This is a genomic window from Xenorhabdus vietnamensis (assembly GCF_002127535.1).
GTDB classification, from domain to species: Bacteria; Pseudomonadota; Gammaproteobacteria; order Enterobacterales; family Enterobacteriaceae; genus Xenorhabdus; species Xenorhabdus vietnamensis.
Window position 1 is genome coordinate 1 of the sequence record NZ_MUBJ01000025.1, and the last position, 12667, is coordinate 12667.

Sequence of the window (12667 nt, forward strand, 5' to 3'; positions counted from 1 at the left end):
TCTTGTTCCCAGATTTTGGCAGGGGATGGCATGTGACACCGCCTTTTATTTAAGGAAGAAGAGCCCCATCATGGCACAATAGGGATTACGGCTGTAGTACTAGCGTGTACTTTTATTATTTCCTATATTTTTTCATGAAATATAATTAATATTGTTTGCATTTATAAGAATAATCTAATTAGAAATTTAATTTCATAGTGTTAATGTAATTAAGAAACTCGATTGTATCGTATAATAATATTTCCTTTTAAGTAAGGAGGTGGTACTGTGAAAATAAGCAAAAAAAACTTACATGCTATGTTATTTTTTATGGTATTAATTTTTTATCATCATGCTAATGCAATAGAGATGGTTAAAGGCGAAATAGTATCAAATAATATAGTCAATAAAAAAGAACTAAATAACAATAAGAATAATTTATCTAGGAATTATAATTTAACTTTTATCAATAATAGTAAGTATGACATTCTGAATATTAAGCGTATTGATGAGAAGTGTATGTATAAAACAGGGAGTAGTAATATTAATCTAATGGTTGGTGAAAGAATAAACCAAGAAATTGAAGATAAAAATACTTTTGGTGTACCATTTTGCTTTGAACTGGATAAGTATATCAGTTGGACGGCTGAAACGTATAAGGATGGCGAAAAATATCAATCATGTGATATACAGTTTTATGTTAATTTTATTCCTTTTACAATAGTTACTGGAAATATGAGTGAATGGTATACTCGAGTTGATACTAGTAGTTGCAAACTTAAAGTCACTGCTACCTGCGATAGTGTAGATTGTTTAAATATAAAATATGGCGTTAGTAATCCACCAAGTGATATTGTTATTACTATCAAAGATGATAACATTTTGGCACCTCCAACAATTACTTCACCTCAACCGGATTCAACAGTTGAAAATAACTATATTACAATTTTAGGAACAGGTGTTATGAAAGATGGTTCCTTACCTTTAATTATAACGGATTTTAATCCGTATAATTATGCAGCACAATTTACAGGAGACGATAAAAATTGGATAAGCCATCTTTGGATAAGCTGTGGCATCACCGGCACAATTAGTATTAAGGGAATAAAAAACTCTGATGTCACCTTAAATGGCCCACCATGTGGAGCAACAATTACCTCAATCCAAGATGGACAAACTATTCCTACAGGAAAATATAGCTTATCAGGCCGAATGAATAGTGATACTGCTGATAATGCCAAACATATGCAGGTACAAATTACGGGTTATCAAATGGATGGAACTATTTATGTACCGACAACGAGCTATACTCCAAATGTTGATACTGGGACGGGAAAATGGGAACTGGGGGGGTTAGAAGCTGTTTGTGGCATTAACTATAACGTATCTGTGTCTATTAATGCATTTTCAACGCCTTCTGATAATTATCCAACTTTACCCAATTTAATAGGATCAAATATTTCCTATCATACCGCGAACTGTCCAATTGAGATAACTAAACCGGAAAACCATGAAGTGGTTTCTTCGACAATCAATGATGTGCAAAATATTTTAATTGAAGGTAAGGCCACTGATGGAACCCGTATTGATGGAAGTGTTAATTCTTTGAATTATCAAGATTATTCAAATAGTTTTGCTATTTCTGTTATTAATAACAATAAGTGGAGTACAGAGATACAAGATGTACCCATAGGCTTTATGAAAATTACAGTTACTAATTATGGAACAGAAGAAGTTCCTATTGAAACTAATAGTGATAAAGTGACGATATTGAGTTCTAAAATTTTTTCTGTAGAAGCTAAAAAAGATAATGTGTTTACTGAATTTTATGGAACATCAATGCCATATGTTGAGGATGAAGATTTTAGTCCTGAAGTCAAAATATCATCTGATGAGCTTGTTTTTTTTGAGAGGAACATCACAGATGAGAAAGGTGACTGGAAAGCAAAAGACAAACATTATGCTAAGAGAGGAGTATATTTATTTTCTTTTGAAGAATACGATGATAGCGGAAATTATACAGCAAGAGGTGAAAAGAAAATAAAATGCACAGGTGGTGATTCCGGAATGAGTTGCATTAATCAATAGTAACTATCATCCATATTAAAGGAGATTGTTATGATTTATTTTAGAACTTTTTTTACATTGTTTTTTTTATTTTATTTCAGTCAATCATTTTCTGGTTTTTCATTAGAAAATCCACCTTTAGAGACTATTTCTGGAGGTGAAGATAGTTGTGTTAATATTGAAAGTGATAAATGTAAGTACTGGGTTGTTAGTATTCATTATAAAGATGAAAATAATCAAAATAGATTTCTCTGCAGTGGTTCGTTAATTGCATCAAACTATGTTTTGACTGCTGCACATTGCAAAATTAAAAATGCTAAAGAATATCTTATAAAAGATTATAAAAAAAACATTATCGGTACTGCACAACCTGAAGAATTTAAATCAAGTTACTTGGGTAATGATTTTGCACTTATTAAATTAAAAGAAAAAGTGTCAGATGATTATGGTCGTGGGCGTATTCGTCGTTTCTTTAATTATGACGAAGTCTACGAAAAATTAAATAAAGATTATTATCAATCTTCCGTTTATGGCTATGGTTTACTTGGAGTTGATAAAAATACTGGGGAACAAATAAAAAATGATGGAACTCAGCGTCGAGCTGATGTGAAGATTTTCACTACAGCTATCGATGCTAAAGGTAAAGAAGGATTGATGGTAGAGGCAAGTAAAAATAAAGCATTAAGCCCAGGAGTTATACAAATGGGGGACTCTGGTGGGCCGATTATTTGGAACGATACAATTATTGGTGTTTCTTCTTGGGGATATGATGCATTAAAAATAAAAGATAAAAATGACTATCCTTTTTTTTTCTTTTCAGATGTTACTGGGAAATATTTTGATGCTGGTTCAAGTAAAAAACATGATCTTGGCAATTGGTTTTCTACAATAATGAAACAAGTTTGGATCAATAATCCAGATTGGAATACCCATTTAAGTAAGAGAGGGAAGTATGTTTTTGTTGAAGGTTGGGGAAGGAAAGGTAGTGAAATAGAGGTTGCTTACTCTATTAAAAATGGTAAAGAAAACGTATATGCATGTGGGAAAGCTGATTCAAGGGGAAAATGGAAATGCTATATCCCGCATGATAATTTTTTTGTTGAAGATATTAATGACATAGAAGAATATAAGGTAATTATTACAGCCAGAGAGGTAAATAAGGTAAGTGAATCATGGGAAGAAGATACTGTACAAGCAAAAATATCTTCTATTTCAGAAGAGTTTGGTATTGTGTATCCAGCTGACGAATCAACTATAATCACTAAGAATTTTATAGTACGTGGGTATGCTGATCCTGGTTCGGACGTTAAACTGATAATTCAATCTAATTTAGATAATGAAGAAATTTATACTCAAGATAAATTATGCGAAGGGCTTGAAGATGAAGAATTAATAAAAACAGAAAAGTATGGGCTTTGGTCATGCACTGTAAAATCTGAATTTATATATGAAATTGAAAGTAATAATTATAAAATAATAGCAAGCCAAAATACAGGTAATGTAAATTTACATGATCAGGTTAATATACTTTTAAAACCACAGGAATACACTGAGTTAAAATTAGATCAATATAATAAAGATAAAAGCAATGTATATAGAAAAAAAGTAGAATATGATGTAAGTTATGCTAATGAGGCAAGTGCTGTTTGTATTTTCAATAATAAATCATTCGATTGTAGAAATAATAAGGATGATAAATATAGATTTTATTTGGATAATGTATCAGGAGATTATAATAATCCTGAGCCAATAATGGTTTATACAGGTGCAATACAAAAGATTAAGGATACTGATTTTTTTGATAAAAAATTGTGGTATAATAAATACTTACGTGTTGAAGGGGGATATTTTGAAGCTGATTTCCTTAATGAAAATAAAATTGGAAATCCAAATAAAATTTCTTCTGTAGAGCTTAAAAATAAAAAAATATCTGGTGTTGGTGGTGATAGCAAGAGTTATATTGAGATGAATGGTGATATGATTTTACCATCAGAATACTCTATTTGCATGAAGAAAAATGAAAATTCACTTTTATCTCTTGAGGCTTCTATATGCTCCAGACAAGAGAATGAAGATGTTTATTTAAAAGTTCCATTGAAAGACGGAAAAGATTTTGAGGAAATTCCTATAAGATATGGAAATTATTCAATGGTGAATGGATTAAAAATGAATGACTTCCCAATTTGGGATATTCCTCTTCTTTCCACATTAAAAGATGGATTTTATTATATTGAGGTAACAGATAAGTATCATCCATTAGGGTTAACTAATATCAAAAAGACTTGGAATTCAATTTCAAATAGGAGTTACTTTCAAATAAAAACCCCTGAAGTTAAGATTACAACCCCTTCTGTAGGAGAAACAGATACTGTAGGTATCCCAAGTTTTTTGTCAGGAAGTGCTAATGAGCCGGGAGATGAGGTCGCGATTAAGAGACGTAAGATCGACCTTTCATCAGAGTTGAAAGAAAACAATCAAGATCTTGCTAAGGAAATGTTTATTTGCACAGGAGCTGTGGTTAGTGACAGTGGTAACTGGCAATGTGGCAAACCAATAATTTTTCCAGCAGGTACTTATGAATTAACTGCAGAGTTAATAAAAGAAGGAAAAATAGTCGCTACAGACGTTACACATATTACTATTAAAGATGAAAATGATGATGAGCCAGAAAAGAAAAAATTCGAAGTAAAGAATCCCAAGAATAATTCAATTGTTGATCCGGATAACCCCATCACTTTTTCTGGCACATTTAGTGGTTCTGGAGGCGGAGGCGGCGGAGGCGGTGGATTTGGTGGTTTTCTAAGTAGTATATTTGGGGCAATTTTTGGTGCGTTCGAGGGAATTGCCTCCTTATTCAGCGGGGCTTTTGGTTTCTTTTGGGAATTTATGATTCATCCTGGAGATATTTTAGGGGGTGATACCTATACAATGGAGTTACAGGAAACTCAAAATGGAGTGAACGTAGGTGACCCTATTAAATGGACGTTTACTGTTCCGATGCGTATTACTGAGCCTAAACCGGATGCACAATATAGATTACATGATGAAATTTCTATTAAAGGTCAGGGAAGCCCCAACCAACTTGTTTTTGTTACAGGTTCTGAATATCTCTTACCGCCAGAAAAAATGACCTTACCGATTTCAAGTGAGGGGATCATTTGCACGGCAACTGTGGATAAAGGAGGAAAATGGTTATGTCCTAATAACCCTGTCATGAAAGCGACCAACGAAGGGAAATTCTTTCTTTATGCGGCCCAGTATAAAAAAACAGATTCAACCCAATTAGGGCAATTAGGCGATACTTATGAAAAAACCTCACAAGTTACGCGTAAATACGAAGTGACCAAAACAAAAATACAAATCATAATCCCTGTGCCTGGCGCGAAAATAACAACATTGCCTTTTACGATTTCAGGGACTGGAGAACAAGGTGCTCAGGTCTATGTTGAAGGCTTTGGTGGCGCTAAAGATTGTAATACTACCGTTGATTCATCGGGTAAATGGTCTTGTGGGTCTTATCAACCTGAAGAGGGGAAATATAGCGTTTCAGCCGATCAGTTTATTGATAATGCATTAGATTCAAAAGCCGTTATTTCTTTTGAGATCCAGACAAAAACGGTCAAGCCAGTCACCATCACACAACCGCATAATGGCGGGATATTCCAGTATCTTGAAAATATCTTGCCGAAAGGAACGGGTGAGCCGGGTACAACGGTTTGTCTGGCTCAAAAATCCTTGTCACAGATTTGTCAGGATGGGGTCACCATCAATGAACAAGGTCATTGGGAGTGGGTCTATGGTTTGGATACTTCAGTCAAAGGGGAGCAAAAACTGGTAGCGACGGCTTTTTTGGGTAAGGTGCGTCAATCCACAGCGAAAGTCACATTTAAGATAGAACCCGCTCCCGGTGAAACTACGTTGACCGTGGAAACACCCAAGGAAGATGAGGTGATAAAAACACCTTCTTATATGTTCAGCGGTACGATGCCGAGTAATGCCAAGACAGTGACAGTGCAGGGATTTGGTGGTCATGGTGATTGTATCGCTAAGCTCAATGCGGAAGATTACACTTGGTCATGCGGGCCTTACAGTTCTGTACCGGGAGATTATGATGTGGCGGTAGTGGATGATGCCGATTCCGATTCCCAAATTAACAGAAGCTTTAAAGTGCGTTATGGGGATAATTTGCAAATGCGTATATTAAACCCAACAGAAGGGGAGCAAATTGACAAATATTCCTACTGGATCAGCGGCAAAGGGCAGGCTGGGGCACGTGTAACCGTTAATGGTGCAGTAACATGTGATGTTTTGGTGAATGAGAATCAAGATTGGGTTTGTCCGTATGATTATAAATCCATTCCCGGATCACATAAGCTTTTAGGGCAGCAATGGGTGGATGATGTACCATCGGGCAAACCAGTAACACGTAATTATGAAGTAATATATGGGATGTCGGATATTACTATTGATGGTACAGCTGAGGCAACTTGTTCAGTATCAAGTTTAAATGAAGAAACAAAAAAACCAGTAATATATGCTCCCATTATGGAGAATAATGAAGCTTTTTCTGCGTTAATTACAGGGACTGCAACAAAAGGTATGTATGTTTCTCTGAAAGTGAAACGTGGCAATCAAAATATTAGATCTTGTGGACCCGTACAGGCATCGGAGGCAGATGGTAAGTGGAGTTGTCGCATAGATGATATCGAATTAGGGTTATATCATTTGACGGCAACACAGGCGATTACATCAAATAGTAACCCTGTAGGTTCTGCCGCTAATCAAGATATTTATGTTACTCATAATGACCTGAAAATTACTTTCCCTCAGGATAATAAAGCTTATTGTTATCATTATAAATATGATCATTCTAAGTGGAATATCACAGGTGTGGGAGATCCGGGAGCCGAAGTTTTAGTAGAGTGGCCGAAGCAAGGTTTCTCACAAAAAACCAAAGTTGATCAACAGGGAAATTGGTCAGTAATTTCAGTAATTCCACCAGTTGGATACAGCACGATTAAAGCTTCTTATGAAGGGAAAAGATGTGGTTTAGAACCATCGGACAGTGTTCAATTTCAGGTCGCGGGAGATCTGACAATTGGCTTCCATCCACCTCCGTGTTGATCAAATGTTATCAATAGCCGTTCTATTTTTTGAGAAAGCTGTACATCAGGTGATGTGCAGCTTTTTGTTCCCAACTTAAAACCACAACAATCATATAGAAATTAAATCTCTAACAAGTAAATTCCCTCTTTAATTCCATCCCCTGTGTTATCATTTGCGCTTTGTACTTAATATCAGTTGATAGCTTGATAGAGAGTATCTCCAGTTTCCCACCCGACAAACAGGTACAGGACAATGACTGAAGCCGTCAGTGAAATGACAAGACGCTACGATCTGCATAGCCATACGACTGCTTCAGATGGTGTATTATCACCAGAACAGCTTGTGGACAGAGCCATTTTTATGGGCATTGATGTACTGGCAATCACCGATCATGATACGACGGCAGGTATTCCGTCAGCCTTGAACCATATCCAGCAAAATAATCTGCCATTAACCTTGGTATCCGGCGTTGAAATTTCGACATTATGGGAAAATTTTGAAATCCATATTGTTGGCTTAAATATTGATATCAACTCTGTTTCCTTAAGAAAACTCTTGACTAATCAGGTTGATTTAAGAAAACAGCGCGGTATCGAAATCGGACGGCGATTAGCCAAATCGGGTATTCCCGATGCTTGGGAAGGTGCATCTCGATTGGCAAATGGTGGTCAGATCACGCGCGGCCATTTTGCCCGTTATCTGATAGAAGCAGGCATTGAGCCCACAATCCCGAAAGTTTTTAAAAAATATCTGGCAAAGGGAAAAATCGGTTATGTCCCGCCGCAATGGTGTACAATTGAGCAGGCTATTGAAACCATTCATCAGGCAGGAGGACAAGCTGTGATTGCTCATCCCGGCAGGTATGATTTGTCGATGAAGTGGCTGAAACGGTTAATAGCCTGGTTCAAACAACATGGTGGTGATGCAATGGAAGTTGCACAGTGCCAGCAAGCACCTAATGAAAGGCAACAACTTGGTCAACTGGCAAGAGAATATGGCTTGAAAGTATCATTAGGATCGGATTTTCACCAACCTTGTTCATGGATAGAACTTGGGCGCAATTTGTGGTTACCCGGTGATGTTGTACCGATATGGCACGACTGGTCACGTTAGGGACTGCGTATGAAGTATAGAGGTTATTGTTATGAGCCAGTTTTTTTATGTCCACCCTGATAATCCACAGAAACGTCTTATTGACCAAAGTGTGGAAGTACTGAAAAAGGGCGGAGTTGTCATTTATCCTACTGATTCAGGTTATGCCATTGGTTGCTGTCTTGAAAATAAGGATGCGATGACCCATATATGTCGTATTCGTCAAGTGGAAGGAAATCACAACTTTACTCTGATGTGTCGTGATCTGTCTGAAATTGCAACTTATGCCCATGTGGATAATCAGGCATTCAGGTTGATCAAAAATAACACGCCGGGCAATTACACTTTTATTTTACAGGCGACAAAAGAAGTGCCTCGCCGCTTAATGAACGAAAAACGTAAAACTATTGGTCTGCGTGTTCCTTCTAACTCTATCGCTTTGGCACTGTTGGAAGAGATGCGTGAACCATTGATGTCTTGCAGCCTGATTTTACCCGGTAATGATTTTGCCGAATCTGATCCTGAAGAGATAAAGGATACATTAGGTAAACAAGTTGATTTAATTATTCACGGTGGTTATCTTGGGCAGCAACCGACAACAGTAGTAGATTTAACTGGGGATTCACCAGTAATTCTTCGTGAAGGTGAAGGTGATGTCACGCCTTTTTTATAAAGTACACGATTTAATTTTTATTTATTAATACATACGACGCCTGTGAAGGCGACAATAGAGGTTGCTCAATGAGCGATAAAACAGAAAAGTTACAAAAAGTTCTCGCGCGTTCTGGCCATGGCTCTCGTCGCGAAATCGAGGGATATATCCAACAAGGGCGCATCAGCATTGATGGCAAGACCGCAAAGTTGGGTGATCGAATTGAGGTTAAACTCTCAGTAAAAATTCGTCTGGATGGACGGATCTTGAATATCAAAGAACCACAGAAATCAGTTTGTCGTGTTTTGGCTTATTACAAGCCGGAAGGCGAATTGTGTACCCGCCATGATCCTGAAGGCCGTCCGACTGTATTTGATCGTCTGCCAAAAATGCAGGGCGCGCGCTGGATTGCGGTAGGGCGTCTGGATATCAATACTTGTGGATTGTTGCTGTTTACTACCGATGGGGAGTTAGCTAACCGTTTGATGCACCCAAGCTGCGAAGTTGAACGTGAGTATGCGGTTCGCGTTTTTGGTGAAGTGGATAATGCAAAACTGCGTCAACTGACGCAAGGTGTGCAATTAGAAGATGGCCCCGCTTCATTCAAAACCATCGCTTTTAAAGGTGGTGAAGGGATCAACCAATGGTACAACGTCACTTTGACAGAAGGTCGTAACCGTGAAGTCAGACGTTTGTGGGAAGCTGTTGGTGTTCAGGTCAGCCGCTTGATCCGTGTGCGTTATGGTGATATTGATCTGCCGAAAGGCTTGCCGCGTGCTGGATGGACTGAGTTGGGACTGGAACAGACTAACTATTTACGTCAGTTGGTTGGTTTGGATGCAGAAGTTGTAACAAAGGTTGCAGTTGAACGTGATCAGCGTCGCATCAAAGCTAACCAAATCCGCCGTGCAGTAAGAAGACATGCACAGGTTGCATCCCGCCCAGCTGGGAAGCGTCCTGCAAGCAGTTCTCGCCAGAATGCTGGCAGGAAGACGACATCTAAAGGTCGTTAATACGCCAAGCCGCTGTTTCAGCTTAGATCAGCATTTATACTAAATTTATGCTAATCAATATTGAAACAGCGGATTCATTTATCAATCAATTACACTTATCAACTACATTAATTAACTACCAATCAACGCCTTTCTGTGCTTTGATTCCGGCATTAAAAGCATGTTTTACCGGGCGCATTTCCGTAATTGTATCGGCATATTCCAGTAATTCTCGATGGCATCCTCTGCCTGTGATAATTACACTTTGATGTGAAGGGCGCTGCTTGAGGGCAGTCAGGACATCGGCAAGCGCTAAATAACCGCAACTGATCATGTAAGTCAATTCATCCAGCATCACAAGATGCAATGAAGGATCGGATAACATTCTCACAGCATGTTTCCATGCGGCTTGGCAGGCAGCGGTATCTGTTTCACGATTTTGTGTCTCCCATGTGAAACCAGTAGCCATCACATGAAATTCAACACCTTGTTGCGCCAGCAAGTTTCTTTCACCGCTTTCCCAAGTTCCTTTGATGAATTGGATAACGCCAGCACGCTGCCCGTGACCGATTGCACGAACGACTGTGCCAAATGCAGCAGTGGTTTTTCCTTTACCATTTCCGGTGAATACAATGACGATTCCCCGTTCTTGCTGTGCGGCTTCAATGCGGGCATCGACTTTTTCTTTCAGGCGTTGTTGTCTTTTTTGATACTGACTGTTATCTCTGGTCATTATTCGGCAGGCCCCGCTTTGCGACCGGGTTGGGCATCAAAACTGATACCGGAATCATTTCGGCTGTCATCTCCCATTACATAAAGATAGACAGGCATAATATCCGCTGGTGTTTTTAACTTGGCAGAGTTTTCATCAGGAAAGGCATTCGCCCGCATACTGGTGCGTGTTCCGCCGGGGTTGATACAGTTAATGCGTAGAGATGTGTTTTGATATTCTTGCGCCAAAATTTGCATTAAGCCTTCGGTAGCAAACTTGGATACCGCATAGGCTCCCCAGCCACTTCTGCCTTCTCGGCCAACACTGGAGCTGGTAAACACTAAAGAGCCGCTGGTGGATTTCAATAAAAGAGGAATTAGCGCCTGAGTCAGCATAAAAGTAGCGTTGACATTCACTTGCATCACTTCATGCCAAAGTTTGGCAGGTTGTTCTACGATAGGAGCAACGACACCAAGAAACCCTGCGTTATGCAAAACACCATCCAAATGCGAATAACGCTGTGCCAGATTTTTGGCGAAAATTTGACACTCTTCTGCGGTCACAGTCAGCAAATCCATCGTATAAATATCAGCAGGTAAACCGCCATCGTTTTCAACTTGTTGTTTGACTGCTTGCAGTTTCGTGGTTGTACGTCCCAGCAAAATAACTTGGGCACCGTGACGAGCATAAGTCAGTGCGGCCTCACGTCCAATGCCATCGCCAGCACCGGTTACTAAAATAATTTTTTGTTGCAGTAGATCACTATTGGGTTGGTAATGAAACATCAGACAATCTTCCTGTATTGCTTGTGAATCTATGACTTGCCATTTCAGGATGGCATATGCAGGTTCTTATCAGAACAAAACTTAAAGTTTCCGTCAAATTTGTGCTTATGGCTATAGCGGTGTTAAACAAACTGTTAGAGTAAGACTTTCGATTTTTAGTTAGAATGAAGCATATTGTTCATCATAAATTAATGAAAGGTGGATCTGTGGAATATTTGTCTCTATACGGATTGTTTTTAGCTAAAGTGCTCACGGTGGTCTTAGCAGTCGTCGTTCTGGTAGTAGTTTGTATTGGTTTAGGTGTGCGTAAAACAATGCACAAAGGGGAATTAAAACTGATTAATCTTGGTGAGTCATACAAGGAAAAGCAGCGTCAAATGCAGCAGGCCCGAATGAGCGAGGTAGAACAGAAAATCTGGCAAAAAGCATTCAAAAAGCAGCAAAAGAGTGATGACAAACAGAAAAGAGCGGAAGCCAAAACTGGCCAGAAAGGCTTACAGAAGCCGAATCTTTATGTTCTGGATTTTAAGGGCAGTATGGACGCTCATGAGGTGGACTCCCTCCGCGAAGAGATTAGTGCAATATTGGCAGTAGCAGACAAAAATGATGAAGTGTTACTGCGTCTGGAAAGCCCTGGCGGTGTGGTTCATGGATATGGGCTGGCAGCATCTCAACTGGCTCGTCTGCGACAGAAAGGAGTACGTCTGACGGTTGCCGTGGATAAAGTAGCTGCAAGTGGTGGTTATATGATGGCTTGTGTGGCTGATCGCATTATTGCTGCACCGTTTGCGATTATTGGCTCTATTGGCGTTGTGGCGCAATTGCCAAATATTCATAGATTATTGAAGAAAAATGATATTGATGTGGAATTGCATACTGCTGGCGAGTACAAACGTACTTTGACTGTTCTGGGCGAAAATACTGAACAGGGTCGCAAGAAATTTCAGGAAGATCTGAATGAAACACATCAGTTATTCAAATCATTTATTCATCAACACCGCCCATCTTTGGATGTGGAAAAAGTAGCGACGGGTGAGTATTGGTATGGTACACAGGCAAAAGAGAATGGACTGATTGATGAGATGGGTGTTAGCGATGATTTCCTGATTGAAAAAATCAAACACTATGAAGTTATTGGCGTCAACTATTCTCGCCGTAAACGTGTTATAGAATGTTTTATGGGTAGTGCGATGGAAAATGTTGATAAATTGTTTATGCGCTGGTGGCAAAGGGGAGAAAAGCCTTTATTATAAAAAAAGTGGCTATAAACAAGTACCATGTG

8 protein-coding genes are annotated in these 12667 nt (G+C 38.8%); 6 read left to right on the forward strand and 2 right to left on the reverse strand.

Annotated elements, in window-relative coordinates; genetic code table 11:
* Window positions 1–267: 267 nt before the first annotated feature.
* The 5 genes from Xvie_RS17150 (at window position 268) to rluB (ending at window position 9909) form a co-directional block, all read left to right on the forward strand.
* Window positions 268–2067 (forward strand): hypothetical protein, encoded by a 1800-nt coding sequence (locus Xvie_RS17150; RefSeq protein ID WP_244175703.1) that lies wholly within the window; start codon window positions 268–270, stop codon window positions 2065–2067.
* 30 nt (window positions 2068–2097) lie between these two features.
* Window positions 2098–7170, forward strand: coding sequence for a trypsin-like serine protease (locus Xvie_RS17155; RefSeq protein ID WP_086110394.1), 5073 nt, complete (start codon window positions 2098–2100; stop codon window positions 7168–7170).
* A gap of 234 nt (window positions 7171–7404) precedes the next feature.
* Entirely contained in the window at window positions 7405–8265 is an 861-nt protein-coding gene (rnm, locus tag Xvie_RS17160; RefSeq protein WP_086110395.1) for an RNase RNM, read from the forward strand.
* Between the two features lie 31 nt (window positions 8266–8296).
* Window positions 8297–8917, forward strand: coding sequence for an L-threonylcarbamoyladenylate synthase (locus Xvie_RS17165; protein WP_086110396.1), 621 nt, complete (start codon window positions 8297–8299; stop codon window positions 8915–8917).
* A 68-nt stretch (window positions 8918–8985) separates the two neighbouring features.
* On the forward strand, window positions 8986–9909 hold the full coding sequence (gene rluB, locus Xvie_RS17170) for a 23S rRNA pseudouridine(2605) synthase RluB (RefSeq protein ID WP_086110397.1): 924 nt from the start codon (window positions 8986–8988) through the stop codon (window positions 9907–9909).
* A gap of 115 nt (window positions 9910–10024) precedes the next feature.
* Here the strand turns inward: rluB and cobO are convergent, their stop codons facing one another.
* Window positions 10025–10621, reverse strand: coding sequence for a cob(I)yrinic acid a,c-diamide adenosyltransferase (gene cobO / locus Xvie_RS17175; protein WP_086110398.1), 597 nt, complete (start codon window positions 10619–10621; stop codon window positions 10025–10027).
* Window positions 10621–11385 carry a YciK family oxidoreductase gene (locus Xvie_RS17180; protein WP_086110399.1) on the reverse strand — a complete coding sequence of 255 codons (765 nt, stop codon included), beginning with the start codon at window positions 11383–11385 and terminating at the stop codon, window positions 10621–10623. The genes cobO and Xvie_RS17180 overlap by 1 nt, the downstream gene beginning before the upstream one ends.
* 206 nt (window positions 11386–11591) lie before the next feature.
* On the opposite strand from Xvie_RS17180, the gene sohB reads away from it, so the two are divergent.
* Complete coding sequence (gene sohB / locus Xvie_RS17185) at window positions 11592–12638, forward strand: protease SohB (protein WP_086110400.1); 1047 nt, start codon at window positions 11592–11594, stop codon at window positions 12636–12638.
* Window positions 12639–12667 lie beyond the last annotated feature (29 nt).

Bases quoted from the DNA above. Each gene is read 5' to 3' on its own strand.
- cobO (WP_086110398.1), bottom strand. From the start codon at position 10,621: ATGACCAGAGATAACAGTCAGTATCAAAAAAGACAACAACGCCTGAAA.
- Xvie_RS17155 (WP_086110394.1), top strand. From the start codon at position 2,098: ATGATTTATTTTAGAACTTTTTTTACATTGTTTTTTTTATTTTATTTC.
- Xvie_RS17180 (WP_086110399.1), bottom strand. From the start codon at position 11,385: ATGTTTCATTACCAACCCAATAGTGATCTACTGCAACAAAAAATTATT.
- Xvie_RS17165 (WP_086110396.1), top strand. From the start codon at position 8,297: ATGAGCCAGTTTTTTTATGTCCACCCTGATAATCCACAGAAACGTCTT.
- rnm (WP_086110395.1), top strand. From the start codon at position 7,405: ATGACTGAAGCCGTCAGTGAAATGACAAGACGCTACGATCTGCATAGC.
- rluB (WP_086110397.1), top strand. From the start codon at position 8,986: ATGAGCGATAAAACAGAAAAGTTACAAAAAGTTCTCGCGCGTTCTGGC.